This window comes from Microvirga aerilata (assembly GCF_016743775.1).
Lineage (GTDB): Bacteria > Pseudomonadota > Alphaproteobacteria > Rhizobiales > Beijerinckiaceae > Microvirga > Microvirga aerilata.
On sequence record NZ_JAEQMY010000045.1, the window covers coordinates 11,995 to 37,942 of the forward strand.

The 25,948-nt window shown below is 60.4% G+C and carries 28 protein-coding genes and 1 pseudogene; 18 read left to right on the forward strand and 11 right to left on the reverse strand.

Annotation, left to right across the window (positions count from 1 at the left end; genetic code table 11):
* Nucleotides 1–450 precede the first annotated feature (450 nt).
* The 6 genes and pseudogenes from JKG68_RS33605 to JKG68_RS21760 form a co-directional block, all read left to right on the forward strand.
* Nucleotides 451–663, forward strand: a pseudogene (locus tag JKG68_RS33605) (response regulator); the annotation flags it as partial.
* A 397-nt stretch (nucleotides 664–1,060) separates the two neighbouring features.
* Nucleotides 1,061–1,270 (forward strand): cold-shock protein, encoded by a 210-nt coding sequence (locus JKG68_RS21740; RefSeq protein WP_202063449.1) that lies wholly within the window; start codon nucleotides 1,061–1,063, stop codon nucleotides 1,268–1,270.
* A gap of 119 nt (nucleotides 1,271–1,389) precedes the next feature.
* Entirely contained in the window at nucleotides 1,390–1,581 is a 192-nt protein-coding gene (locus JKG68_RS21745) for a hypothetical protein (protein WP_202063450.1), read from the forward strand.
* The gene (locus tag JKG68_RS21750) at nucleotides 1,578–1,955 is read left to right on the forward strand and encodes a DUF6481 family protein (RefSeq protein ID WP_202063451.1); all 378 of its coding nucleotides are present in this window, start codon (nucleotides 1,578–1,580) and stop codon (nucleotides 1,953–1,955) included. Before JKG68_RS21745 ends, JKG68_RS21750 begins: the two co-directional genes overlap by 4 nt.
* Nucleotides 1,956–2,024: 69 nt before the next feature.
* A complete protein-coding gene (locus tag JKG68_RS21755) occupies nucleotides 2,025–3,173 on the forward strand; it encodes a sensor histidine kinase (RefSeq protein ID WP_202063452.1) in 1,149 nt (382 codons plus the stop codon).
* Between the two features lie 99 nt (nucleotides 3,174–3,272).
* Nucleotides 3,273–3,680 (forward strand): response regulator, encoded by a 408-nt coding sequence (locus JKG68_RS21760; protein WP_246515708.1) that lies wholly within the window; start codon nucleotides 3,273–3,275, stop codon nucleotides 3,678–3,680.
* Nucleotides 3,681–3,738: 58 nt separating this feature from the next.
* Here the strand turns inward: JKG68_RS21760 and JKG68_RS21765 are convergent, their stop codons facing one another.
* Nucleotides 3,739–4,473 (reverse strand): PRC-barrel domain-containing protein, encoded by a 735-nt coding sequence (locus JKG68_RS21765; RefSeq protein ID WP_202063453.1) that lies wholly within the window; start codon nucleotides 4,471–4,473, stop codon nucleotides 3,739–3,741.
* A 320-nt stretch (nucleotides 4,474–4,793) separates the two neighbouring features.
* Here JKG68_RS21765 and JKG68_RS21770 point away from each other — a divergent pair, with 320 nt between their 5' ends.
* Entirely contained in the window at nucleotides 4,794–5,015 is a 222-nt protein-coding gene (locus tag JKG68_RS21770; RefSeq protein ID WP_202063454.1) for a DUF2934 domain-containing protein, read from the forward strand.
* Nucleotides 5,016–5,022: 7 nt separating this feature from the next.
* Here JKG68_RS21770 and JKG68_RS21775 read toward each other — a convergent pair whose 3' ends face one another.
* From JKG68_RS21775 to JKG68_RS21790, 4 genes are all read right to left on the reverse strand, one after another.
* Complete coding sequence (locus JKG68_RS21775; protein ID WP_312890908.1) at nucleotides 5,023–5,259, reverse strand: hypothetical protein; 237 nt, start codon at nucleotides 5,257–5,259, stop codon at nucleotides 5,023–5,025.
* Nucleotides 5,260–5,465: 206 nt separating this feature from the next.
* A complete protein-coding gene (locus JKG68_RS21780; protein ID WP_202063456.1) occupies nucleotides 5,466–5,738 on the reverse strand; it encodes a hypothetical protein in 273 nt (90 codons plus the stop codon).
* Between the two features lie 116 nt (nucleotides 5,739–5,854).
* On the reverse strand, nucleotides 5,855–5,995 hold the full coding sequence (locus JKG68_RS21785; protein ID WP_202063457.1) for a hypothetical protein: 141 nt from the start codon (nucleotides 5,993–5,995) through the stop codon (nucleotides 5,855–5,857).
* A 268-nt stretch (nucleotides 5,996–6,263) separates the two neighbouring features.
* Nucleotides 6,264–6,509 (reverse strand): hypothetical protein, encoded by a 246-nt coding sequence (locus JKG68_RS21790; protein ID WP_202063458.1) that lies wholly within the window; start codon nucleotides 6,507–6,509, stop codon nucleotides 6,264–6,266.
* Between JKG68_RS21790 and JKG68_RS21795 the strand changes: the two genes are divergently transcribed.
* On the forward strand, nucleotides 6,501–7,115 hold the full coding sequence (locus tag JKG68_RS21795; RefSeq protein WP_202063459.1) for a LysR substrate-binding domain-containing protein: 615 nt from the start codon (nucleotides 6,501–6,503) through the stop codon (nucleotides 7,113–7,115). The two genes, JKG68_RS21790 and JKG68_RS21795, sit on opposite strands and share 9 nt — an antisense overlap.
* A gap of 323 nt (nucleotides 7,116–7,438) precedes the next feature.
* Here the strand turns inward: JKG68_RS21795 and JKG68_RS21800 are convergent, their stop codons facing one another.
* On the reverse strand, nucleotides 7,439–8,407 hold the full coding sequence (locus JKG68_RS21800) for a GlxA family transcriptional regulator (protein ID WP_202063460.1): 969 nt from the start codon (nucleotides 8,405–8,407) through the stop codon (nucleotides 7,439–7,441).
* Nucleotides 8,408–8,507: 100 nt separating this feature from the next.
* Here JKG68_RS21800 and JKG68_RS21805 point away from each other — a divergent pair, with 100 nt between their 5' ends.
* On the forward strand, nucleotides 8,508–9,050 hold the full coding sequence (locus JKG68_RS21805; RefSeq protein WP_202063461.1) for a cysteine hydrolase family protein: 543 nt from the start codon (nucleotides 8,508–8,510) through the stop codon (nucleotides 9,048–9,050).
* A 239-nt stretch (nucleotides 9,051–9,289) separates the two neighbouring features.
* On the opposite strand, the gene JKG68_RS21810 is transcribed toward JKG68_RS21805, so the two are convergent.
* Nucleotides 9,290–9,715, reverse strand: coding sequence for a MerR family transcriptional regulator (locus JKG68_RS21810; protein WP_202063462.1), 426 nt, complete (start codon nucleotides 9,713–9,715; stop codon nucleotides 9,290–9,292).
* 60 nt (nucleotides 9,716–9,775) lie between these two features.
* Here JKG68_RS21810 and JKG68_RS21815 point away from each other — a divergent pair, with 60 nt between their 5' ends.
* The 9 genes from JKG68_RS21815 to JKG68_RS21855 all read left to right on the forward strand — a co-directional run bounded on the left by JKG68_RS21815 (nucleotide 9,776) and on the right by JKG68_RS21855 (nucleotide 21,390).
* The gene (locus JKG68_RS21815) at nucleotides 9,776–10,558 is read left to right on the forward strand and encodes a glutaredoxin family protein (RefSeq protein ID WP_202063463.1); all 783 of its coding nucleotides are present in this window, start codon (nucleotides 9,776–9,778) and stop codon (nucleotides 10,556–10,558) included.
* A gap of 157 nt (nucleotides 10,559–10,715) precedes the next feature.
* Complete coding sequence (locus JKG68_RS21820) at nucleotides 10,716–12,218, forward strand: MFS transporter (RefSeq protein ID WP_202063464.1); 1,503 nt, start codon at nucleotides 10,716–10,718, stop codon at nucleotides 12,216–12,218.
* A gap of 120 nt (nucleotides 12,219–12,338) precedes the next feature.
* Nucleotides 12,339–13,394 (forward strand): IS110 family RNA-guided transposase, encoded by a 1,056-nt coding sequence (locus JKG68_RS21825; RefSeq protein WP_202063465.1) that lies wholly within the window; start codon nucleotides 12,339–12,341, stop codon nucleotides 13,392–13,394.
* Between the two features lie 904 nt (nucleotides 13,395–14,298).
* Nucleotides 14,299–15,900, forward strand: coding sequence for an ABC transporter substrate-binding protein (locus tag JKG68_RS21830; protein WP_202063466.1), 1,602 nt, complete (start codon nucleotides 14,299–14,301; stop codon nucleotides 15,898–15,900).
* A 2-nt stretch (nucleotides 15,901–15,902) separates the two neighbouring features.
* Nucleotides 15,903–16,874, forward strand: a complete 972-nt coding sequence (locus tag JKG68_RS21835; RefSeq protein ID WP_202063478.1) for an ABC transporter permease — start codon at nucleotides 15,903–15,905, stop codon at nucleotides 16,872–16,874.
* An 8-nt stretch (nucleotides 16,875–16,882) separates the two neighbouring features.
* Nucleotides 16,883–17,713, forward strand: a complete 831-nt coding sequence (locus tag JKG68_RS21840; protein WP_202063467.1) for an ABC transporter permease — start codon at nucleotides 16,883–16,885, stop codon at nucleotides 17,711–17,713.
* Nucleotides 17,710–19,344, forward strand: a complete 1,635-nt coding sequence (locus tag JKG68_RS21845) for an ABC transporter ATP-binding protein (protein WP_202063468.1) — start codon at nucleotides 17,710–17,712, stop codon at nucleotides 19,342–19,344. Before JKG68_RS21840 ends, JKG68_RS21845 begins: the two co-directional genes overlap by 4 nt.
* Before the next feature lie 60 nt (nucleotides 19,345–19,404).
* A complete protein-coding gene (locus JKG68_RS21850) occupies nucleotides 19,405–19,884 on the forward strand; it encodes an L-2-amino-thiazoline-4-carboxylic acid hydrolase (protein ID WP_202063469.1) in 480 nt (159 codons plus the stop codon).
* Nucleotides 19,885–19,995: 111 nt separating this feature from the next.
* Nucleotides 19,996–21,390 (forward strand): NAD(P)-binding domain-containing protein, encoded by a 1,395-nt coding sequence (locus JKG68_RS21855; RefSeq protein WP_202063470.1) that lies wholly within the window; start codon nucleotides 19,996–19,998, stop codon nucleotides 21,388–21,390.
* Nucleotides 21,391–21,399: 9 nt separating this feature from the next.
* On the opposite strand, the gene JKG68_RS21860 is transcribed toward JKG68_RS21855, so the two are convergent.
* The 4 genes from JKG68_RS21860 to JKG68_RS21875 form a co-directional block, all read right to left on the reverse strand.
* Entirely contained in the window at nucleotides 21,400–22,242 is an 843-nt protein-coding gene (locus JKG68_RS21860; RefSeq protein ID WP_202063471.1) for a VOC family protein, read from the reverse strand.
* Between the two features lie 30 nt (nucleotides 22,243–22,272).
* Nucleotides 22,273–22,761, reverse strand: coding sequence for an L-2-amino-thiazoline-4-carboxylic acid hydrolase (locus JKG68_RS21865; RefSeq protein ID WP_202063472.1), 489 nt, complete (start codon nucleotides 22,759–22,761; stop codon nucleotides 22,273–22,275).
* Nucleotides 22,762–23,562: 801 nt separating this feature from the next.
* Complete coding sequence (locus tag JKG68_RS21870) at nucleotides 23,563–24,654, reverse strand: AAA family ATPase (RefSeq protein WP_246515709.1); 1,092 nt, start codon at nucleotides 24,652–24,654, stop codon at nucleotides 23,563–23,565.
* Between the two features lie 203 nt (nucleotides 24,655–24,857).
* On the reverse strand, nucleotides 24,858–25,808 hold the full coding sequence (locus JKG68_RS21875) for a tyrosine recombinase (RefSeq protein ID WP_202063473.1): 951 nt from the start codon (nucleotides 25,806–25,808) through the stop codon (nucleotides 24,858–24,860).
* Nucleotides 25,809–25,948: the final 140 nt, after the last annotated feature.

The following is a 25,948-nucleotide window of genomic DNA, read 5'->3' on the forward strand; positions in this document are numbered from 1 at the left end:
GAGAGGGCAGGGCTTCCCCGCGGCCCGCGAAAGTGCTTTGAAAACAAAGACTTCAGCGGCTTGGCTCGCACTGAGAGGCCTACATAGGTGCCCGTGATCTGATCCCAGATGAAGCAGCTCACGATCCAGCCGAGCACTATGGGGTCATTCCGAGTATCAGACCGTACTCATTCCATAGCTAGTTTCGCCTAGCGCGCTGATTGCCAGTCGCATCAATGGCTTACATCAAGCGGAAGCGTGGCTTTGAAGAGGCCAGTTTCGGAGCCCTTGAGTGAGTGAAGCCTTGCTGAGAACCATGCAGCTTCTGCTGCGATGATCAGCGGAGGGCAGGAGGCAGTGAGCTGCCCTCTAGGGATCCACGACAGCAGGAGAGGGGAGGGCAGGTCAGGAGCGAAAAGCGGATCTTCACACCGCCAAGCTAAAGGGCAATCCATCACCCAAAGGCGACCTTCCGATGCTAAACTCCTTGGAATCAACGGTCGCCAGCTCGCGGATCAGGCGCGGGTCACCCGACCGGACCTCAAGGTGCTGTTCATCACGGGCTATGCCGAAAATGCCACGCTGGCCAATGGCTTCCTCGATCCCGGCATGGAGATGATCACCAAGCCGTTCGCGGTCGATGCGCTGGCCGCCAGGATCCGGAGCTTGATCCGGGATGCGTGACGCAACGGTAAGACCGATAGCCATCATGGATATCCTTATGGATCCGAGCGTTACTGGCTTTGTCACCCCACCGCGCATGAAAAGAGGACGATGGGCAGCGCAAGTATGAGCATGCATGCGCCCTTCAGGCGCCACCCCAACGCCCGGTGAGATCTCAAGAGGATGGCGGCCCCGCCAGAGGGCTGTAGAGCGTATCTTTTTCCATCGAAGCTTGCAATCGGGCGGGGAGCCCCTATATTCATTCTATCGACTTTGGCCGAACAATCGGGCCGTTTCGCCTTGGCATGCCAGGCGCACGTTCAGACACTCTCCCAAAACATCGACGAACCGAGCACGGGACCGCGCTGCTGCGCTACCCCACGCTCACGTGCACTCACGCATACGCAAGGACATTCCCATGGATACGGGCACCGTAAAATTCTACAACGACATGAAGGGCTTCGGCTTCATCGCACCGAGCAACGGCAGCAAAGACGTTTTCGTCCATGCAACCGCTCTTGAGCGCGCCGGTATCCGCGGCCTCGTTGAAGGCCAGAAGGTTGCCTTCGACACGGCCGAAGACCGCCGCTCCGGCAAGATCGCCGTCAACAACATCGAGATGGCATAAAGCCAGTCTCATCGGTGCAGGCTTGTCTGCATTGAGCCGTTGAGGCCGCTCCCCATGGGAGCGGCTTTTTGTTTGGACGCGTGGCGCTGCGTTTGGCCGCTCCATGCTGGAGAAACAGCATGCTTCATAAATTCAAGATCCGTCAGATGGTGCGCCTCGTTCGTGCGCCGATTTCCGACAGCCGCGCCAGCGGCAGCGGCATCTACGAGGTGACGCGCCTCATGCCCGCCGACGAGACCGGTGAAGTCTCGTACCGAATCAGAGCGGGTGTGACGGAGCGTGCCGTCCGCGAGAGCGAGATCCGAGCATGAGCGGCTTCCGGGACAAAGGGTTTGGTGATCGACTGAGCACGGCTGCGAACGCCCGCAAGGCCATGCTGGAACGCGTTCGGGCAAAGCCTGGTGCGGACGATCCGGCTGTGATTGAGCGCAAGTCGGCACGACAGGCTGTCAGCACCGCCCGTGAGGCGCGGCTGGCCGAACGCGAGACCGCCAGGATCGCGGAGCAGGCCCGCAAGGCCGCAGAGGACGAAGCGCGTCAAGTGGCCGAGCATGAGCAGCGCGTCGCCCAGGAAGCCAATGAGGCGACTGCCAAATTGGAAGCAGCCGAGCGTCAGGTCGCGTTGGAGGCCGAGCAAAAGGCAGCCCGGGATGCACGCTATGCCGCCCGAAAGGCGCGCAAGTAAGTTAGTCCAGGGCGCATCCGCCAGGCGCCTGACAGCCTGCCACCTCACCCTCATTACACGGGATTGGCCATGAACGAGTTTCAGGAGAACAAGGCGGACACTGCGGAGCGAACCGTCGCCGAACGCCATATCGAGGCCGTTCGGCAGCAGGGTGGCCTGTTTGTCGAGGCCGTTCGGCGGACCCGCATGCCGATGCTCGTGACTGACGCGACCCTGCCTGGCAATCCGATTGTCTTTGCCAACCAAGCGTTCCTCAACCTGTCCGGCTACAGCATGGACGAGCTGCTCGGGCAGGATCCGCACTTCATGAACGGCGAAGGCACTGACCCTGAGGCCATCCGGCGCTATCAGGCCGCGGTCTTGGAGAGACGGGACGTAACGCTGGAGATCCTTCAGTACCGCAAGGACGGCTCCCCGTTTCGGGCGATGCTGTTTGCCAGTCCGGTGGATGACGGCCAGGGCACCGTCACCAATCACTTTCTCTCCTACCTCGACATCACACGACGCTATGACGCCGAAGAGGACCTTCGTGCACTGACGTCGGAACTGGAGGCCCGAGTGGCGGCCCGAACCCAGGAGCTTGAAGCCGTCAACAGCACGCTGTCGGCTCTGGTCACCGAGCGGGAAATGCTGCTGGTGGAGGTCAACCACCGGGCGAAGAACAGCCTTGCCATTGCGGCCTCCCTCTTGGCCATCCAGGGCCGACGGCAGACGGACCCGGCTGTCAGGGCTCTGTTCGAGGAGGCCCAGGACCGGCTCAACGCCATGGCTCGGGTGCACGACCTCTTGAGCAAGTCGGAAAAGGCTCAACGCGTCGACGTTTCCATGTACGTGGCAGATCTGTGCCAGGCTCTGAGGCCGATCACGGAAAACGATGACCACATCCGTCTTGAGACGAAGATGGAGAATGGGATCCTAGTGGATGCCGACAGGGCGGTTCCGCTCGGCATCGTACTCACCGAACTCATTACCAACGCTGTGAAGTATGCCTTCCCGGCACCACGATCAGGGACGATCCTGGTCCAGGCGCGCCGCAGTCAGCCGGGATGGATCGAACTGGTTGTCCGGGATGACGGGGTCGGAATGTCGAGCCTGCGGGAAGGATCGCTCGGCTATGGCCTTGTTCGGTCTCTCATTCAGCAGATCCGGGGAGAGATCGATGTGCGCAGCAATGCAGGACTGACGGTGACGATCTCATTCCCGGAGGCGTCCGAATAGGCGCGGAATACGGTGCAGATCGCGCGACTGGTGGCGAAGCGGATCGAGGCCGTGCGTCGCACCCGCCGAGTATAATCGTGGCCTTAGGAACGAAGAGGATTGATCGCCATTCCATTCGACATGTCTGAGAAGAAACCTGACATTCGCGCGCTCATTCTGGTCGTCGAGGACGAAGCTCTTGTCCGCATGATGCTGGTGGACGTGCTGGATGATGCTGGCTTCAAGGTCATGGAGGCGGCCCACGCGGACGAGGCGCTCCATATTCTCGCCGCCGTTCCCGACGTCCAAGTGGTCGTTACGGACGTGGAAATGCCACGCGGGAGCATCAATGGCTTCGAGCTGGCCCGCAGAGTGCGGGAAGATCGACAGGATGTCGGTGTTCTGATCGCATCGGGACGCGTTGCTCCCGCACCCGGAGACTTGCCGCAGGGCGCCTATTTCGTCGAAAAGCCCGTTCGCCCTGAAAGACTGCTTGGGCTGATCCGAGCGCTGCTCCTTCAGGGCTGAGAGCGCCAAGATTAAGCGCTCGTGGCCCTGAAGCTTCGGTACGGGCCCGCACTCACGGTTACGGGCGACCTGCAAAAAGTGCGTCGTTCCGGATGCGCCATGCCTCGTCCGACAGCCACTTGTAATCCTGATCAGGCATGTGCGGCACCGTCCTTACCATTGCCTCCGGCATGGGAAGAAAGAAGCTGTCGCGCTCCTGTGAGACCTTGAGGGAGCGGATCGGCACGACGATGCTGTCCTTGCCGGGGGTGAAGAACCCGCCAGACGCCACGATCGCATAGTCGCGGCGGTCCTTGGTGCCGAACACGACGTTCCGGACTTCTCCCACAATCTTGTCGTCGGCACTTCGCACCTCAGCGCCGATGATCTGGTCCGCCCTCAATCCCGGGGCAAGCTCGTCAATGTGGATGAGCGGCTTGGCATCCTTGTCACCACGACGACCTTGGACGGCGCCCCGTTGCACCTTCGGCTCTCGCGCACTCGTCTGTGTCTCGGCATCCTCCTCATCGTTGCCGCCGAGGGAGTTTATCGGAGGTCCTGCGAGGAGTTCGCGGATGTTGCCGAGGAGGCGCTCGCAATCGTCATGACGCCCGTAGGACCAGAGGGTGATCGCGGCATCGCGCAGGTTGCGCAGGTCACGAACCGTCTGGCGATTGGCCTTCCCACGAAGTTCGGGCCTTTGCAGGATGGCCTCTTCGAGTTTGGCATCAGCGATCTGGCAGTCGGCCATTGCTGGCGTGACACCGAGCATGGTGAGGAGAGCGACCGAAAGGAGAATTGTCGGCGTTTTCATGGGTGGTCCGATCTATGGGAAAGGCAGGTTGCGAGGCAAACGCTGCCTTCTGGCACCAGGCAAACCTATCCGGAGCACTGGGCTGCATCCTGATGTCAGCGAGAACTATGCGGTCGATTCAAGAGCGGTACTTCGCTAACGCAAGCAAATCTCAAGGGATCGAGTTATCTTAAGAAGATTTATTTACTTATCATACATGTTCTCGGTGAGAATGACACCTAAAAATACTTTGATTTTATTGATGATACTCCGTGTCCGCCTTCAATAAGCCACCGTGGGCACCGTAACCTTCTGGAAGAAAACCAAGGAAGGATGATGATATGGAAAACCATTCCGATGAGACACAGGACCGGATAAGACAGCGTGCCTACGAGCTCTGGGAGCAACACGGCAGCCGCGAGGGCCATGAGCTAGAGTTTTGGCGCCAGGCCGAGCGTGAGTTGAAGGGTGAAGCGAGCGCCAGCGATACCAGCAGAGGCATCAGCGCGAATGCTGCTTCGGCGAGGAGCGGTTCCGGATCGGATGGTCCGGGCAAGGTATGATACCGGATCATGGTTGATCCTCACCCGGGTTGCGCCGGCAGACGCCCCGGGTGTGCTTCTCGATGGCCGCCAAAGCGGCATCAAGGGATGCGAAGGGGCCATGTTCGATGCCAGCCATCGTCTCCAGAGCGTGTCCCTCGGGGTGGATCGTGAACTCCTTGGCGGATGCTTCCGTGATCCGACCCATCGGACGGCCGAGCAGGTCGGTCAGGTCCCACGCCCTGCCATCAGCGATCGGTGTCACGATAACATCCATGTCGAACTCCCGTCGCGGCGCTGTGGGTGGAGCTGTCTGAACTGTCGGACACACTACAAGGCTTGCAAATGTTGGAGTGTTCCGGGGAACTCCGAGTTTCGATGGTACAGAAAGGAGCGCCTCCAACTGATCCCGAGTGACCTTTATTCAGCGCTCACTGTTGCGAAGATCAGCCCGATACGCTGATCTTCCGATTAAGGGTCGCGGGATCCCGAAGCATCCTGCGCCAGTGCGGCGTCCAGAGCTTCCGGAGTGACAGGGATCGCTTGGAAGGATCCTGATCCCTCGCGCCGGAGGGGTAGAAAGATCACGGTGGCCACACGGTGGTAGGCCAGGAAGGATAAGCCCTCGATAGGTTCCTCGTCCGTCTGGACTGTGTACGTCCCGGCCGGTTGGGTCTCGTCCAATCCATCCAGCGAGAACGGCCGTTGAAATGTGATCACCCTCGATGTCGTTCGCAGGTTCATGGCCGTTCTCCTCCTCTCACCAGGGTTCGCCTAAACCCTGACCTTGTCAGCACATGCGATGGCAACAAGGCGATTGCCTTCGGTCGTTCCGGGCATGGTCGCCCAGCCATTCTTCATCAAGAGATCGCCACGCTGGTAGGACAGGCCGCCTTCAGGAGCGCCACCCGCTCGGCACGCTGCGGATCCCACTTGGACTGTTCGAGGCAGATCGAGGTCAGCGCCGCAACCACCTCGGCTCGCGATTGCTCGGTGGCCATCTGCCTCGCCGTGCCGCCGATCACCCACCCACCCAGTTGAAGCCGATTACCGTCACGGCAATTGCGCCGCAGGCGACGCCGCATAGACCAGGTTTCAGCCACTCTGGGGTTGTCATGGTGTGCTCTTTCATATCCGGAAATAATTTCTCCTCTCGTCGCAAGTTTAATGTAGCATATATACATCCTGGTTAGGTCGACTTATTTTGGTGTTTGTTGGGAGTATATTTATAATATCCGGTTATAGGACATGATGGACGGAAGTTTTACATTATTGGCTGGTTCGCAGCTTGAGCGGGCGTAGAATTTCAGCGACAGATTCAGCATTGGCGGGCCACTCACCGGCGCGACGCTTGAATCCGCGAGCCCGAAAGGCATCGAACTCACGCCCTTTGGCAAGCTCCTCGCTGACCACGCCCGGCAGATCCAGACCGAGGTCAAGCGGACGGAACAGACCGTCCGCTCGTTTCAGGACGCGACGGCACGGAACCTGTCCGTTGGGGTCGTTATGGTTCACCCGCTACTGCCGTTCTGCCATGCTCTCATTGAGGCGGTCTCGGGAGACCACGAACTCCGACTTCAACTGCGTTTCGGGACCGCCGGCGAGATCATGGGGGCACTCCGTCAAGGCGAGATCGAGATCGCCCTGTACTACATGATCAACGGTCCCGAGGCGTCCGACTTCGTCCAGGATGTCGTTTCGACGGAGGAAATCGGCCTCTTCTGCGCACCGGATCATTGGTTGGCCCAGAAGCGGGACGTCGGCATGGAAGATCTCGCGAAAGCACGATGGACGCTCGGACCTGAGGATGTTCCGATTGCGCGTGCGGTTCGCTCAATCTTCGAGGAGAACGGCATCCCTGGGCCTGCTGTCGCCATTGAGGTCGACATGATCCCCTTGCGCAGGGCCATCGTTATGAGATCGGACATGGTGTCGGCTTTCCAGGTCCACCATGTCAGTTCCGAAATCAAGGAAGGCTCGCTTGTACGAATTGATTTCGATCTGCCCCATGACCCGCGGTTGATTGAGACGATCCGGATAGGACCGCACACGAAGACCACGAAGCGCTTTGTTGATACTCTTCGAAAGGCCTACGGCTCCCCCGGGAGCGTTGTTTCTTAATGACCGGGTGAGATGCATGGGCGCCGTACTTCATAGCTCCTTCCAAGGTAGGTTGACACAGGGATTAAGCGCCTGATCGGTTTCCAGCCCAAGGTGATGGGATCGAAGGGTGCTGGGAGTTCCGATCCGGTACCCACCAACTTAAGATCATCTTGATTCAAGGCCTGGACAGCTTTCGGGTGTTGAGGTCAGCTCCTGGCACACCTGAGACGCTACGCCGAGGGCAGCAATCCTCACGGAACCAGACGTTCCGAAAAGTGAATGGACTTCACTGCCTGACCCCAAGCTGACTTTCCGATGAGCAACGTCACGATTGGAGATCGTCAGATGCTGAAGCGTTGACGGTATTCCTGCGGTGTCAGGCCGACGATCCGGCCAAAGACCTTCCGGAAGGCGCTCGGGTCCGTGTAGCCGACGTCCCAGGCGATCCTCTCCACCGGCGTCTTCGTGAACTGCAACAGCTCACGCGCCTTTCCGACGCGAAGGCGTTGGATGTACTCGCCGGTCGTCAGCCCCGTCGCCTTCTGGAAACGCCGGATGAACGTCCGCTGCTCCAATCCTGCCTGGGCAGCCAGTACGGCCAGGTTGCTTTCCTTGCCCTCAGTCGCCTGGAGCCAGTGCTGGACCTTCAGGATGGCGGCGTCGCCGTGATTGAGCTTCGGCGCAAAAGCGCTGTAGTAGCTCTGCTCCCGGCCGGGCGGGTCAACCAGGAACGTGCGGGCGGTCTCGACCATGATCGTCGGCCCCAGGAACCTGTCGACAAGCTTCAGGCTCAGGTCAATCCACGCCATCACCCCTCCTGCCGTGATGATGTCCCCGTCATCGATGATCAGCCTGTCGGTGTCGACCTTGGTGCCAGGAAACCGGGACAGGAGTTGCTCTTCATACGACCAATGCGTCGTCACCGTTCTGCCGGTCGTCAGTCCGGTCTCGCCGAGCAGGAAGGCACCCTTGCAGATGGATCCGAGGGAGGTGCCTTGCGCATGCTGACCCTTGAGCCATTCAGCCCACTGCGCCGCCATCTCCCGGGACAGCGGCTGACCCAGTCCGGGCGGAATGACGAGGATGGAAGGGTTGCCCGTAGCACCAGGAGCGGTGTCGAACACCCGGGCGGGCTCTCCGGCCTCGTCCTGCCATTCCCAATGGCTGACGCGCAGGAGCCGACGGTCGCCCCCTTGCTTCCCTCTCGCAAGCTCCTCGGCATAGTTCATAAGGTCGGTCATGCCCAGAACCGCGGCCGTTTGTGAGCCCAGGTAAAGGATGATCCCGATCTCCGGGATGTTTTCAGGCATTGGCAATATCGCCTCGGAGTTTGTCGTAATCGCCAATTACATCGTGCGGCCGGGAGCCGTATCTAGGGTTCACCTTCAACGGCAACAAAGGAGAAGCCCTGTGAACAAGCGCGCGATCATCGTCGTCGACCTTCAGAACGAGTACCTCCCGTCGGGCAAGCTGCCCCTCGTCGGGATCGATGAGGCCGCCGCCAATGCGGCCAAGGTCATCGAGGCGGCCCGCTCCGCCGGAGACAAGGTCATCCATATCCGCCACGAGAGCCCAACCGATGTGCCGTTCTTCGTGCCCGGCACCGAAGGCGTCGAGATCATCCCGACCGTCGCGCCGGCGGAGGGCGAACTGGTGATCACCAAGAACTATCCCAATTCCTTCCGAGAGACCGGGCTGAAGCAGGCTCTGGACGCGGACGGCATCAAGGATGTCGTGGTCGTGGGCGCGATGAGCCACATGTGCATCGATGCCACGAGCCGCGCAGCCGCCGATCTCGGCTACAGCACCACCATCGTCGAAGACGCCTGCGCCACGCGCGACCTGGAGTTCAACGGCAAGACGGTTCCGGCCGCGCAGGTCCATGCTGCCTACATGTCCGCCCTGGCGTTCGCCTATGGCAAGGTCGTCACGACCGATGACCTGACCGCCTGATCCGACGGTCCCATCAAGCCGGATAGTACGCCAGCCCGGCCTCGCGGTCAGGCTGGCGCGCTATTGCCATTCAAGAATGGACATCGTGAGGATTCCGACGCGGGACGGGTTGCGGTTGTTCGTGGAGAGGACTGGGTGCGGCGACCGTCTGCTCGTTCCGGAGATGACCCAAGCACTCAGTCTCCGAGAGGTTCTCTGAGTTCAGACGGCCAGCTTCTGTGGAATGGAGGCACCAGGGCTCACTGGGGTTCGAAAGCCGTGACAATGGGGCAGGGTCCCCCCGACGCGTCATCGCACGCCCGCGCCAGCCGCGACAGCGCGTTCCGCGCTGCCTTCATCTCAGCAATCTTGGCATCCAGCGCGGCGATGCGCTCCCTCGCAAGTTCGCGGGCACGGGTTCGGTCATCGATCGCATCCAGGGCGATCAGCTCGGCAATCTGCTCCAGGGTGAACCCTGCCGCCTGCGCGGAACGGATGAACCGGAGCCGGCGGACATCCTGCTCACCATAGCGCCGGACACCGCTGCCGTGCCCCATGCTGCCGAGGCGTTCCGGCGTCGCCAGCAGCCCGCGCCGCTGGTAGTACCGCACGGTCTCGACGCCGACGCCGCCCGCCCGAGCCAAGCCTGCAATCGTCAGCTCTTTCATCCCTTGACTCCGTACCACGGTACAGACCTTATATCAGGGGCAGCTTCAAGACCAACCCGATAAATCGGAGCTGCTGCAATGACCTCCACAGCCCAACCCCGCCACGCCACGCTCTATCGCATGGTCATGGACCACAATGTCTGCCCCTATGGCCTGAAGGCCAGGGATCTCCTGCGCCGCCAAGGCTTCACGGTCGAGGACAGGTGGTTGACCTCTCGCGAGGCCACGGACGCCTTCAAGGCCGAGCATGGCGTTCAGACCACGCCGCAGACCTTCATCGACGGTGAGCGGATCGGCGGCTACGACGACCTGCGCCGCCATTTCGGCAAGCCTGTCGCCGATCCGAAGGCCACCACCTACAAGCCTGTCATCGCGCTGTTCAGCATGACGGCGTTGATGGCACTCGCCGCCAGCCATGCCGTGTACGGCAATCCGTTCACCGTGTGTGCGGCCGAGTGGTTCATCGCCTTCAGCATGGCCGTGCTGGCGCTCCTGAAGCTCCAGAACATCGAGAGCTTCGCCACCATGTTCCTGAACTACGACCTGCTGGCGAAGCGGTGGGTGCCTTACTCCTACATCTACCCGTTCGCCGAGGGCCTGGCTGGCGTGTTGATGATCGCCGGGGCGCTGACCTGGCTGTCGGTGCCGATCTCGCTGTTCATCGGCACCGTGGGCGCCGTGTCGGTCTTCAAGGCGGTCTACCTCGACAAGCGCGAGCTGAAGTGCGCCTGCGTCGGCGGGTCGAGCAACGTCCCGCTCGGGTTCGTGTCGCTGACCGAGAACCTGATGATGATCGCCATGGCCGTGTGGATGGCGCTCGCGGCTTTCGGCATTCAGGTCGGTACCGGCCACGGGATGTAGCCCTACGCGCGGTGCTTGACCTTGCCATCGTTGGAAGACGCATGGTTCCTCCAACACCAGCGCAATGACGCTCGCTGCCTTAGCCGGCCTATCGGCACGACCAAGCCACCGCAGGCGAACGCTTAATCTTTGACCTTACTCTGTCAGGAGTTCACCAATGTCACCTGCCACTTCCATGCAGGCCGGGCAGTCCGAGTCCCTAAGTGGGCGCGGACTCGGCCTGTCCCTGATCGTCATCGCGACAGCCCAGTTGATGCTCGTCCTGGACGACACCATCGCCAACATCGCCCTGCCGAGCATCCAGCGCGAGCTCGATGTCTCGTCGGCCACGCTGCCGTGGATCATCAATGCCTACATCCTCGCCTTCGGCGGCCTGCTGCTGTTCGGCGGCCGGGTCGGCGACCTCTTCGGGCGGCGGCGGGTGTTCCGCATCGGCCTCGGCGTGTTCACGGTCGCATCATTCCTCGGCGGGCTGGGGACGAGCGCAGAGCAGTTGATCGCCGCCCGCGGCCTGCAAGGCATCGGGGCCGCCCTGACCGCGCCCAACGCGCTCGCCCTGATCGCCACCACCTTCCCAGTGGGCAAGCCCCGCAACTCCGCCATGGCAATCTACGGGGCCATGTCGGCCTTAGGGATCACCATCGGGGTGCTGCTCGGCGGAGTCCTGACGGGCCTGCTGAGTTGGCGCTGGGTCTTCTTCATCAACATCCCCATCGGCCTGGCGGTGCTCGCCGGCTCCGGGGTGCTGATCGAGGGCGAGCGCCACTCCAGCAAGCTCGACATGCCGGGCGCCCTCAGCGGGACGGGCGCAGTGGTCGCACTCACCTACGGCATCACCCATGCCGGTGAGCACGGTTGGGGCAATGCGGTGACCCTGGGCTCTTTCACCGTGGCCCTCGGCCTGGCCGTCCTTTTCCTGACGCTCCAGGCCCGCGGCCAGCACCCGATGCTGCCACTGGGGCTGTTCCGCGACCGCAACCGCTCGGGCTCCTATGCCAGCATGCTGTTCATCGGCGCCGGGCTGATGGGCACCTTCTATCTGCTGACGCTCTATCTTCAGCAGGTCCTGCTGTTCAGCCCGCTGTGGACCGGCGTGGCTTCGCTGCCCTTCAGCGCCGGCATCATCCTCGGGGCGGGCATCAGCTCCAAGCTGGTTGAGCGGCTTGCGCCGCGTCTCGTGGCCGGTCCAGGTCTCGTGGTTGCGGCTTTCGGCATGGCCTGGCTGTCGACGCTCACGGTCGACTCCTCGTATGCCGTGCACATCCTGCCCGCGCTCTTCATCACTTCGTTTGGCTTGGGCATGGGCGCCGTCACGATGACGCTCACGGCCGTTCATGGCGTTGCCGAGGAGCGGGCCGGCGTGGCCTCGGCGCTCGTCAACATGGCGCAGCAGATCGGAGCCGCGCTCGGATTGGCGGTGCTGACGACCATCTCGCTCTCGGCGGCGAATGCACGCCTGCCCGGAGCCGCCACAGCCCTGCAAGACGGTCTCGCCGCTAACGACGCAGCCGCAGTTGCGAGGGCGGGGGAAGCGCTGACCTACGGCTACACCACGGCCTTCCTTGCCGGGGCCGGGATGCTACTGATCGCAGCCATCGTCGTGATCGCGGCCGTCTCTACCCGGCGGACGCAAGGTGCGGGGGCCGGTGCCGTGGCTTGATATGCAACGAGGACCTTACTGATCTCCGCTCTTAGGACTGCTAATGGGATGGTCCGGCCGTGCTCCTGCCCCGCTTGCCTGTAAGCTGTGGGGTTTCGAGCCACGCAAGGAGCACGTCCCATGTCACGGTCTTCTTTCTCTGCTGTGATCGCCACCCTGGGCATCGACCTGGGCAAGAACAGCTTCCACCTTGTCGGCCAGGATGAGCGCGGCGCCATCGTGCTGCGCCTCAAGCTCTCCCGCACGCAGCTCACGCAGCGCCTGGCCAACATCCCACCTTGCCTGATCGGCATGGAAGCCTGTGCGGGCGCTCATCACATCGGCCGTCAGCTCCAGGCGCTCGGCCATGACGTGCGTCTGATCCCAGCCCAGTACGTGAAGCCGTTTCTGAAGGGCCACAAGAATGACTATCGCGACGCCGAGGCCATCGCGGAAGCCGTCCAGAGACCGACCATGTCGTTCGTAGCAATCAAGACACCCGAGCAGATGGATCTGCTGGCTTTGCACCGCGTGCGCTCGCGTCTGGTCAGCCAGCGCACGGGCGTGACCAACCAGATCCGCGGCTTTCTCTTGGAGCGCGGCATCACCGTGCGCCAGGGGCTTGCGCCCTTGCGCCAGGCCTTGCCAGGGATCCTGGGTTCGTCTGCTGACGCCCTGTCACCGCGCCTGGTTCGCCTCATCGCCGATCTGGCTGGGGATTGGCGTCAGCTCGACGAGCGCATTGCCGCGGTCTCCGCCGAGATCGAGGCGCTGGCGGCTCAGGATGACCATTGTCAGCGCCTGATGAGCGTGCCGGGCGTGGGGCCGATCATCTCCAGTGCCGTAGTGGCAGCGATCGGCACAGGCGCCGGGTTCAAGCAGGGGCGGGACTTCGGCGCCTGGCTCGGGCTGGTGCCCAAGCAGGAGTCAACCGGCGACCGCACCATCCTGGGCAAGATCTCCAAACGCGGCAACAAATACCTGCGGACGCTCTTCGTCCAGGCGGCCCACATCGTTCTGGTGCGCCGCCCGCATGGAGCCAGGCTCGGCCTTTGGCCCTGGATCGAGGCGGCCGGACGACGGCTGCACCGCAATATGCTGGTGATCGCGCTGGCCAACAAACTTGCTCGTATTGCTTGGGCGGTGCTGGCGCGTGGGCATGCTTATCAGCCGAGGAGCGCCTCCCATGCGATGTGAGGTGAGGGCGCTTCAGACTCTTTCGATAACCATCAGCCCTGAGGAGACAATGATGAGATCGGTTATCTCATCAGCGGCTGTCCCGCCGAGGTCTGCGAGATGAAAAGGAGATGGACGAACGGTCTGCCCGACGCAACCACAAGACTGGGTGCCAAAATGGCCCATTGAGGTCTTACCGCTAGTCAGCCTTGGATGCGCGCGGATATCCATGATGGCCCGGAGCTGAGGCTCCACATCGAGGCCGAATACATTGATGCAGCTCTCACGTTCGTCAGTCCGCCAACATCATCTTGCGACGCACGGCCGGACCATACATTTGGCACTTCTCTGAAGTACGTCGAACTTCCGCTTAAGGGTGGGGAAGCAGATGTTCCCTCGGTGTCTGCAACTTCCTGGGATGACCCCAATCGGACGTTCCCTGATGAGCTCACCGTTGGGTCCTGCATTCCATAACGTCCCGTTGAACGAAATTTGGTTGCAGGCGCAAAGTTAAGTTGTCAGCGCTGTGCATTACCACAATTACAGCCAGTAGATGCGTTGAGCCCGACTCGGGTATCCACCTGACAGGCCCATCGGTACATTCATCTTTGTTATTTCACCATAGCTTGTTCTTTATAGAGAACAAAGGAGACGGTCCGAGGACAGAGATTCGTTTCTTTCTGACTTCCCAGACGGTAAACTGGATGGCTTCCATCTATCATACCTAACATTCAGACGCAGCTAACCTTCTGAGCAATAAAGAAGGCTTCAGGGACAACACACAGTTTCCGGCGCTCAGGCCTAATCGTAGCGCCTCTTGAAAATCCCGTTTTCCCTTCCAAGTTCTTTTAATCGAACAATACTGTTGACTCGAACGACGAGAGCGCTAGGGTCCTAGCGGTTTCGGCTATTAAGGACCTCTGCTATGCGCCTGACCCGTCGTGATGCCTTGCTCTCCGCGAGTGCCACCCTCTTCAGCCCTCTCCTCCCGCGCATGTCCTTCGCCCAGGAGACCCCCAGACGTGGGGGCGTTCTGACGGCCCACCTCGGCTCGGAACAGCGCATCCTGAACCCGGCCCTTCGTGCGTCAACAGGTGTCTACCTGATCACCAGCAAGATCATGGAGGCGCTGGTGGATTTGGACCCGAACGGCAATCCGGCCCCTGTTCTGGCGACCGGCTGGGAGGCCACGCCGGATGGAAAGGCAGTAACGTTCAAACTGCGCCAAGGCGTGACTTGGCATGATGGAAAGCCGTTCACGGCTGCTGATGTCCAGTACACGGCCATGGAGATGTGGAAGAAGCACCTCAACTATGGCACCCAGCTCCAGCAGTATCTTGAGGCTGTCGATACACCGGACCCGCACACTGCGGTGTTTCGCTACTCACGGCCGATGCCGCTCAACCTGCTCCTCCGCGCTCTTTGTGATCTTGGCTATATAGCGCCCCGACACGTGTTCGAAGGAACCAACATCCTTGAAAATCCTGCCAATACAGCTCCGATCGGAACGGGGCCCTTCAAGTTCGCCCAGTATGAACGCGGCCAGTTCATCATTGCTGAGCGGAATTCAAGCTACTGGCGCAAGGACTTTCCCTATCTCGACCGTATCGTATGGCGCGTGATCACTGACAAGTCAGCCGTGGCAGCCGCGCTCGAGACCGGGCAGATCCAGCTCAGCTCTTACAATGGACTATCACTGTCCGATCTCGACCGACTGAAAGAAGACAATCGGTTCGAAGTTTCGCCACGCGGGATTGAAGCCAATGCCTTTAACAACACGCTCGAGTTCAACACCCGCCGGAAGGAGCTCTCGGACGTGCGGGTTCGTCGGGCTATCGCTCATGCCATCGATGTGGAGTTCTTCATCGAGAACTTTCTTTATGGACAGGCTAAGCCAGCAACAGGACCAATCCCGTCCTCGTCCCCGGCTTTTTATCCCGATGGCAAGCCCCCATATCCGTTTGATATAAAGAAATCCGCCGCTCTTCTTGATGAGGCGGGATATAAGCGTGGCGCGGATGGTACACGCTTTACGCTGAAGCTGGTTCCCATCATGAACGGCGAGGATGTTCCGCTTCTCGCTACCTTTATTCAGCAGTCTCTCGCGGAGGTCGGTATCAAGGTAGAGATCGTGCAGCTCGACATCGCGGGCGCTCTCACCACAGTCTATCGCGATTGGAACTTCGATCTCGCCACTGGCTGGCACCAGTATCGTGGCGACCCGGCTGTCTCCACCACAGTCTGGTACCGCTCCGGCTCACCAAAGGGTGCACCCTGGACCAATCAATGGGGCTGGCAATCCGATAAGATCGACCAACTGATCGACCAAGCCGCTACAGAGATTGATCCTGCAAAGCGCAAGTCTCTCTATGCCGAGTGGGTGAAGGCTGTGAACGAGGAGATCCCGGTTTGGATGATCACCGAGCGGCAATTCTTCGCAGCCACGAGCAAGCAGGTCCGCAACCACCACAACGTGCCGCGCTGGGACTCCAGCGACTGGCATGATACCTGGATTGCTGCATCCTGATGATGCGCGTTCTGCTCCTTGCTCTCCGACGCCTCGCCGCCAGCTTGCCGACATTGTTCGTGCTGCTGGCGGGGCTGTTCCTGCTGCTGCAGCTTGCTCCTGGCGATACGGTTGACGCCCTCGTTGCCCAGATCGGTGGGGGCGATCCGAGGATGATCGAGGAACTGCGGCAGTATTACGGGCTAGATGTTTCCGTGGCGGTGCAACTGGGGCGCTATGTTTGGCGACTGCTCCAGCTCGATCTTGGATTCTCTGCAATCTACGGCAAGCCGGTCTCCGAGGTGATCCTGGAGCGCCTGCCCGCGACCCTTCTTTTGATGGGCTCGGCCTTAAGCTTTGCCTTTGCAGCAGGAATGGCACTTGGCGTGCTGGCAGCACGGCGCGTCAACCGGTGGCCGGATACGCTCATCTCGACGCTCGGGCTTGTCTTCTACGCCACACCATCCTTCTGGTTCGGCCTGATGGGCATCGTCATATTCGCAGTAAAGCTCGGCTGGCTGCCGGCTGGTGGCCTCGAGGAGATCGGCGCAGGCTATACAGGGCTTCGACGGGTTGCTGACATCGCATGGCATCTCCTCCTGCCGACGCTGACCTTGGCCCTTATCTTCCTCGCGACCTACCTTCGGATCATGCGCGCCTCGATGCTGGAAGTGATGAATCTTGACTTCGTGCGAACCGCCCGGGCCAAGGGCCTGAGCCCGCGCCGCGTCATCACTGGGCATGTTCTCCGAAATGCGCTTCTGCCGATGGTCACCCTCGTTGGCCTGCAGGCCGGAACGATGCTTGGCGGTTCCGTGGTCGTAGAAAGCGTCTTTGCCCTACCGGGTCTCGGGCGGTTGGCCTATGAGGCTGTCGTGCAACGGGACCTCAACACCCTTCTCGGGATTGTATTCGTATCGGCACTGCTCGTGATCCTAATCAATTTTATCGTTGATCTTCTGTATGCGCGCCTAGATCCGCGCATTGTGACCTGAGGGCTGCCATGGATGCCCTAAAGCGCCTTGTTCGGAGCCCGACTGCTATCGTTGGGCTTTTCCTGCTTCTTCTGGTGGTTGGCATGGCACTCATTGCCCCGGTCCTGTTCCAGAAGGATCCTCTTGGACTCGCCGGACGCCCACTGCAATGGCCCTTCACCAATGCACGCTTCTGGCTCGGCACCGACACCACAGGACGAGATATCGCCGCCCAAGTTTTCCACGGCGCTCGTGTTTCACTGCTCATCGGTATTGTCGCCACCTTGCTGGCTGTCACAATTGGGGTCGTGATCGGTGCCATCGCGGGGTACTATGGCGGTATCGTCGACGACGTACTTATGCGGATCACGGAGGCGTTCCAAACACTCCCAAACTTTCTCTTGCTCCTCGTGCTGGTCGCGGTGTTCGGATCCGACATCAAGACTGTCACCATTGCCATCGGTCTTGTATCCTGGCCGGCTGCGGCCCGGCTCACACGAGCAGAATTCCTATCACTCAGGAGCCGCGAGTTTGTTCAGGCATGTCGTACCCTCGGCATGCGTGACCTGCAGATCATTTTCCGAGAGATCCTGCCCAACGCCCTGCCACCTGTTATCGTCTATGCCAGCGTCATCATGGCGGTGGCGATCCTGTTGGAAAGCGCCTTGGCCTTCCTGAACCTGTCTGATCCCAACATACCTTCGTGGGGTAATCTGATCGGCGCTGGCCGGTCGGTTCTTCGCACGCAGTGGTATGTGTCTGCCATTCCGGGCATGGCGATCCTACTGACTGTGCTTTCGGTCTCCCTTGTCGGACAAGGGCTGAACGATGCCCTCAATCCAAGGCTGAGGCGGCGATGAGAACCCTGTTATCGATCGAGGGGTTGACCGTTGCGCTGCCACCGGGGGCTGACCGGCCGCATGCACTCGAAGAAGTCTCCCTTGAGCTTAAAGCCAACGAGATCCTCTGCATTGTCGGCGAAAGCGGCTCCGGCAAATCGATGATGGCTGGCGCCGTCCTAGGTCTCTTACCGGAAGGGGTCCGTGCAACGGCCGGCAAGATCCTACTTGAGGGTGAAAATCTTCTGACGCTGAGCGATGCAGATATGCGAAGGATCCGTGGCGCCCGGATCGGCATAATCTTTCAGGAGCCGATGACCGCCCTGAACCCATTGCGGACGATCGGTGACCAGATCGCCGAAATGTTCCGCATACACACAAACCTCAACCGAGCCGAAATCGCACGGCGAGTGACCACTCTGCTCAAAGATGTCCACCTTCCGGATCCGGAAGGAGTCCAGCGGGCCTACCCGCATGAGCTGTCCGGCGGCCAGCGCCAGCGGGCGATGATCGCGATGGCGCTGGCCCTTGAGCCGCGCGTTCTTATCGCGGATGAGCCGACCACGGCCCTTGATGTGACAACCCAAGCCCAAATTCTGAAGCTCATTCGGGAACTTCAGGAGCGCAAAGGAACGGCGGTTCTGTTCATCACCCACGACTTCGGCGTGGTGGCTGAGATTGCTGATCGAGTCGCCGTGATGCAGCGTGGCAGGCTTGTAGAGGTGGGGAGTGCAGAGGATGTTCTCGATCGGCCAGAACATCCCTACACGAAGGCACTGATCGCGGCTGTTCCACCCCTTGCGCCGCCACCGCCGCAGGATGTAGCAGCAGAGCCAATTCTGCGGATCGAGCATGTCTCGAAAACCTATCGCAAAGGAGGGCTGATAGCCCGGAGCCGGCGCGTGACGCATGCGGTGCAGGACGTGAGCCTTAATCTGCCGCGTGGCGGAACGCTCGGAATCGTAGGCGAGAGCGGATCGGGGAAGTCGACTCTCGCCCGCTGCATCGTACGGCTGCTCGATCCAGACTCGGGATCGATCTGCCTCGGCGATACCGATCTCGCAGCCCTCTCGCGCAGAGCAATGAGAGAGCAGACACGACACATCCAAATGGTTTTCCAGGATCCATTTGCATCGCTCAATCCACGCCGCAGGGCCGGCGAACTGGTTGCGCAGGGGCCGATCATCCACGGGGAGCCGCCTGCACGAGCCTTGGCCAAGGCCAAGGAAATGTTTGCCCTCGTAGGCCTTGATCCCGACGCTACTGAGCGATACCCGCATGAATTTTCTGGTGGGCAGCGTCAGCGCATCGGTCTAGCCCGCGCCCTCGCCCTAGAGCCCCAGGTGCTGGTCGCGGACGAGCCGGTCTCTGCGCTCGATGTCTCTGTTCAAGCACAAGTTCTGCGCCTGCTTGCAGACCTACGCAGCCGACTGGGCCTGTCCATGGTGTTCATCACCCACGATCTGCGCGTTGCCGCGCAGATCTGCGATCGCATTGCTGTCATGCAGGGCGGCGTAGTGGTTGAAGAGGGCTGGACTGCTGAGGTTTTTGGGGCGCCACGCCATTCCTATACGCAGGCCTTGCTGGCCTCGGTTCCAGGGCGGGACTGGGTGCCGCCTGTCCAGGCGGACGCTTTATTGGCAGTATCTTGACTCAATTGTGCAGGATTACGGCTTTCCATTATTCTACACCCACTCTGCAGGAGCACGGTTATGTCCCAACCTCTTCCGATTATCGAGCGGCGGCGCATCGAGGCGGAACTTCTCAAGGAAGTGTATGAAACCCTCACCGAACGCTACGGCAAGGATAACGCTAAGCAGCTCATTGCGGAGTCGGTGCGGCGATCTTCAATCAAACAGGCGGCACAGTTCGCGGCACAAGCCGAGGGCGGGACCAGCCTTCAGAGCTTCATCGACATCCAGTCCAACTGGACTGCGGAAAATGCCCTGGAGATCGATCCGGTCTACCGGGACGAGAGCCGTTTCGACTTCAACGTCACCCGCTGTCGCTACGCCGAGATGTACAAGGCCATGGGTATGGGTGAGATCGGGGGTCTTCTGTCCTGCAATCGCGATGGATCCTTCTGTGAAGGTTATGATCCCAAACTGAAGATGATGCGGACCCAGACGATCATGGAAGGAGCCTCCCACTGCGACTTCCGCTACCGCTATGAGGCCGACCAAGCCGTTTGACCATTGCGCATGATGGCGCTGGCGAGCACTAACGTGGATCGTAATCGCATATTGTCCGAACACCATACTATCGAGCCGTCCGATACGGGGCTTCTCGCTCACGGAGAGCACGTGCGCCGTGATCTGGAAATGCTTGGGTTTCCCGCCGCCAATTGGCCCGCTGAGACGACAGGATCGGATGGATTCCCCATTACAGATGTTGTGGTCGTTGGCGCCGGGATGAACGGGATTGCGGCGGCCGCAGCCCTGATCTTCAAGGGCGTTCGCAACGTTCGGATCCTCGAACGCAACCCTGCGGGCAGGGAGGGGCCTTGGCTAACATTCGCCCGAATGGACACGTTGCGCTCGCCCAAGATCCTACCGGGTCCGGCGCTCGGTATTCCCTCGTTAACGTTCCGCGCTTGGTACGAAGCCGGCTTTGGCCGCGAGGCCTGGGAAGCCCTCTACAAAATTCCAAACGCCGTCTGGGCGCGCTATTTGGGCTGGCTGCAACGCGTGCTGAACCTGCCTGTTGAGCACGAGACCATCGTTCGCGAAATCGCACCCTCCGCCGGAGGGCTGGAGGTCAGGATCAGGACGTCACAGGGGCAGGAGACGTTGTTCGCGAGACGGGCCGTCCTTGCGACGGGAAGGGGAGGCGCAGGCGGTGATCGCCTGCCGGACTTCGTAGATCCCGCGCTCTGGCCGGACCGCGCCGCGCACACGAATGAGGCAATTGACTTTGAGTATCTCCGCGGGAAAAGCATCGGAATCCTTGGGGGCGGCGCCTCGGCCTGGGACAATGCCGCTACGGCTTTGGAGCAAGGGGCTGCGCGGGTGGACATGTATGTGCGTCGCTCCATCTTGCCGCAGATCAACAAAGGACGCGGCTCTGCATCGCCAGGATACTTTTATGGCTGGAGCGCTCTTGATGACGCCGACCGCTGGTCCTTGTTCGTGTATCTCAACGATGCCCAAGCACCTCCACCGCATGAGACCGTACGGCGCGCCATGCAGCAGGATGGGTTTAACATCCACCTCGGCAGGCCGGCTGAGGCTGCAACCCGCCAGGGTGAGAAGGTCGTTGTGCGTATCCACGGAGAGGAAGCTCCTCAAGAGCATGACTTCCTGATTGTGGGCACCGGCTTCAACGTGGACGCTGGAGCAATCCCAGAACTGGGCGCCTGGTCGTCCTCGGTCGCTCGTTGGAGAGACCGCTATGCGCCACCTGACGAGCTTCAACGCTCGGATCTCGGCGATTTCCCCTACCTGGGTTCTGGATTCGAATTGACTGAGCGGCATCCTGGCCAGGATCCTGACCTGTCACGCATTCATCTCGTCAATCACGGCGCGGCCCTCAGTCATGGGGCGATCGCCAGTGATATTCCAGGTGTCAATGTTGCCGCAGAGCGGCTTTCAACAGCCGTCGTTGCAAGCCTGTTTCGCGAAGACCTACAGGTTATCCGCCGATCTCTGGAAGAATTCGATGAGCCTGAACTCGAGGGAACACCATTTTTCGTACGCTGAACCGATGCCTCACTCGACAAATGCAAGAGCCACGCCGCCGGCCTCATTGGCAGGTACGATAATACGATCCGACGTTACATGATCACCAGCAATCCGCCCGGACCTGAGATTTTTGAGAACCATTTCAAGTGAGCGTGTTCGGAAAGTCAACGCTACCATACGATCACCCTGACTTGTGGCTGTCACTGCCCCACCAGCAAAGCGCGTGTCCACTTCAGCAGGGCTGAGAAACTGAATTGACGCCCGGCCCGCCCGCAACGCATGACCGCCGGAGACCTCGGTCACCGCTTCGGACCCAAAGATCATCCGATATAGATCGGCTGTCTTCGATGGATTGTCAGCGGCAATTGTGAACTCGATGATATCAATGACGCCGTTGGGATGCTGACGCCATTCGTCACGCCAGACGAGTTCCGGTGTGAAATGATGGCAGAAGAAAACACGACCGTTCGGGATCAGCTGTGCTCCTAGTCTCACAACCCGAAATGCTGCATCCCGAGTACCGTCCGGAAGGGCGACGGGACGCGAGAACTCGGCCGGATTCTCAACAGGCACTCCTTTGTCTGTAAGAGTAGTATGAAGAGCCAAAGAGTCTGTTGTCTTGAAGACCAGTCCGGTCAGTCCGAGTGGATGTTTCCACAGATCTGCCCGTTCGGTTTGCCGTCCAAGCTCATACCCGAGCAGTTCGAGGTAATTCTCGCCGAAGATTGCCAGATGGTTGCTCGACCCCAATGTGTGATGCCCCCGCTCAGTGAGCTGAAAACCGAGGCGGCGGTACAGATCAGCCGCGGCATCGAGCTGATCGAGCACGTTAATAACCACATGGTCGAGCGTTGGTATGATCTGTTTCATTTCTACATCCCTCGATGCTCAGATGGCTGCTCACTGACACTGCTCCAGTTTGATCCAACAGCATCCGCCACCGCGCTCCTGGCTCCAAGTCTGGTTCGAGAAAGCGACACCTGCCGCTTCAAACAGGCCTTTGTCGAAGGATCCGGCAAGTTTGCATAGAAGTGCGATGCGCTCTGGAGAGAGCCCTGATGCTGACCAACTATCCTTCAGAGGGCAGCGATGTACACGAACTTCCATCATATCGCCATTTGTTTCGACCTCATGCGGATAAAGCCGTCCGTTGTCGGGGCTGACGGAGAGAAAACGATCTCCAACGGCTAATGGATCCGGTAGCGTATCCTGAAACAGCCCTTCCGCAACCTCCTTGCCACGGCGCTCTAGCGCTCGGCTCATCACGGCAATGGCTTGGTCTAACCCAATTTCAGATTCAAGTTCTTCGAGCAGGACGCGATAGAGATGGCCCCGACTCCGAAATGCCTCCTCCAGTTCGCGGCGCAATCTTTCGGCTTCCTCTGTCATATCACTCTCTCACACCTGCTCCCGAATGTGACTTCATCCCCAGGGTCCCCAACTACGAAAGGGAACCGTACAGGCAGTTAGCCTTGAATGGCTGGGACAGCGGGTCAAGCAGAAATCGACTGGTCGTTTGCATGGCTTCGGGGCTGCGCGTTGAATATGCGAGAAACAATATCAAGGCTCACGCCAGCGACAGGCCATCGGGACGATCTCGGCCGGGCGTGAATGTCCAGAATTCGTCATTCTGAGCGGCTTGAAACAATTACTCAAAATTAGCCTGAGCACTCAGCAAATCCTTTCGAGCCCGTTTGGCACCCTCGGATCTGGAGTTCGGCCGGAACCGCAGGGCGAGTTGCGTCTTGGCTCTCGAAGGCGCTTCCCTAAGCCCAGCCCGTCTGAGCCAATGCTGGAACTGGAGGTTAGCCGTGTGTTGAGCCTTCCTTTGGGTGTCCTCAAGGCCTTGGAGCCGCACCCCGGCTGATACTGGAACATCCTTGAGATACCAGCGAAAACGGCCTTGGTGGACGCCGCTCTGAATACGATACACCCGTGCAAAGACGTGGAGGTGCAAGCTGCCCACTACATCCTCAGGGTCGTTGTCGTCAGGAATAGTCGGCTTCCACCGCAGTGCCATCGCTCGCCTTTCTCCGCACTCCCATTACCTACACAGTGAGGGCTAAGAAGATGTTATTGGATCTGCTGCTCGGGTGATCGGGAGCTAAGACTTCGCACTGCAATGACGTGCGCGAGAACTCACCTGACCCTGAGATCGCTGTCACCCGAAGCCGATTTGTGCAATGATCGTCACTCGCTGCCGGGTTCTTCAGACGCATGCTTTGGCTGCGGCTGACCGGTGACACGCTCCCACCAGGCATCAGCCCGCGCCTCAAACGTCTGACTGCCCCGGCCGTCACTTTGGTAGAACTGACCTGGCTGAATACCGGGTGCGTAGGTCTGCTCGACCCAGCCGCGGGGGTCATCATGTGGGAATTGGTAACCGACATGGCCCAGCTTGGCTGCTCCGGCATAGTGCCCGTCCCGCAGGTGCGGCGGCACCGGAATCATAGGCTGTGATTTGACATAGGCCATCGCCGCTCCGATGCCGCGGCAGGCCGAGTTGGATTTCGGCGCTCGGGCGATGTGCAGTGCTGCGTGCGCCAGCACAATCTGGGCTTCCGGATAGCCAACGTGCTGGACGGCCGTAAGAGCAGCTGCCGCAGTCTGCAGGGCTGTGTTGTCAGCAAGCCCCACATCCTCCGAGGCATGGATAAGAATGCGGCGAGCGATGAAGCGAGGGTCTTCACCGGAATGGATCAGGCGGGCCAGCCAATAGAGGGTGGCGTCCGGGTCCGACCCGCGCATCGATTTGATGAACGCCGAGATCGTGTCGTAGTGGTAGTCGCCTTTGCGATCAAAGGGCAGGGGAGAGGCCTGGTAGACTTTCTCCACCATGGCTCCGGTGATCGGGACGGCCGAGCCGGGAACGGATCCGAGAACCAGTGTCTCGAGGGCATTCAACACGCGGCGGGCGTCCCCTCCGGCCCGTCCGATGAGCTGCTTCATCGCATCAGCCTTGAGGCGAACGTGCAAATCCTTCTGGCTGGCGAGGAAGGCAACAGCGCGCTCCACCACCTGCTGCAGGTCCTCCAACGAGTGCGGCTCCAGCTGGAAGATGGAGGCACGGGAGACGAGGGCAGGGGTGAGCACGTGATAGGGATTGCCGGTTGTGGCGGCAATCAGATCGAAAGTGCCGGTTTCAGTCAGATCAAGGAGATAATCTTGCTGCGCGCTGCTGAAGCGGTGGATCTCATCGATGAACACCAGGATGTCCTTGGCCTGAGCATCCTGAGCCACAGCCTTGATGTCAGAGACATTGCTGCTGCCCGATGAGTCCATCGAGCGTTTCCGGGCGGATCTCGGCAGCTAGCGGCTTGGGACGCTGCTCCTGGGCCTTGGAGAAGAGATCGGATTTTATCATAGGGAAGATGTGGGTTGAACGGCTGAGGTGTCGACCCTCGGATACAGGAGCACCGGGCGTGAGGCGAATGCCTGTGTCAGGTTGAAGATCCTATGACCGTGGCTCGAGCGACCAGCGGCTTTCAGTCCGATAGCTCCTGCTCATTCAGCGGGTGGAGGTCGCGGACCATATGGTGGAGGCGGGAGGTGTCGAGATGCGTATAAATCTGAGTGGTCTCGATGCCGGCATGGCCGAGCAGCTCCTGCAGCACGCGCAGGTCGGTGCCACCTGAGTGCATGTGGGTGGCAAAGGCATGCCGCAGCACGTGTGGCGAAACCCGCTCCGGACTGGCCAATCCGGCCGCCACCGCCGCTTCCTTGATCTCGAGGAGAGCCGCCTGGCGTGTCAGAGCCCTGGTGCCATTGCGGACGGAGTGGAACAGCCAGGGACTCGGGTAGCCGCCAGAGTACGCTCTGGCCAGCTTCTGCCACTGGGCGATGGCCCCAATCGCCCGCTCATGCAGGGGCACGAGCCGCTGTTTGTCGCCTTTGCCGCGGACCATCAGCATGCGGGTGCCGGGAGGCGCGGCATCGGAGGGCAGGGACAAAGCCTCACTGATGCGCATGCCTGAGGCATAGAGCGTCTCGAACAAAGCAGCGCGCCGGGCATAGCTGGCCTGACGATACAGCCCCACGGAGGGATCGGCGGCGAGCGTATGGGCCGTCTCCAGGAGAGCCGCCGTCTCGGCAACTGACAGGACAAAGGGCAGCTTCCGAGGTCGGCGCATGGCCGACAGATGGGATGTGGGATCGCGGGAGCCGAGTTCTTCCGCGATCAGGAACTTGTGCAGGCCGCGTGCCACTGTGATGCGTCGGGCAATGGTGGATCCAGCGTAACCGCGCTGATCAAGAGTGGCGATGTAGTCGCGGATCTGTTCCAAGCCGACGTTATTCAGACCGAGGCTGTTCTCTTCCAGCCAGACAAGGTAGCAGTTAAGATCGTCGGTATAGGTGTCGATGGTACCGGCTGCGGCACCGAGTTCTGTCGCAAGGGCATCGAGCCACAGCTGGGCCAGCCGCTGATTGGTACACATGAGATCCTCCTGAGAGAGAACCTTGCCACGGCACCGGTTACAGACTTCTTGTCAAAATGCTTGTTATACCAAGTCCCACTGATCAGAACTGATGCGCCCATTCACGCAAGCCGATGGACATGATGGTCCAGGGCTGATCT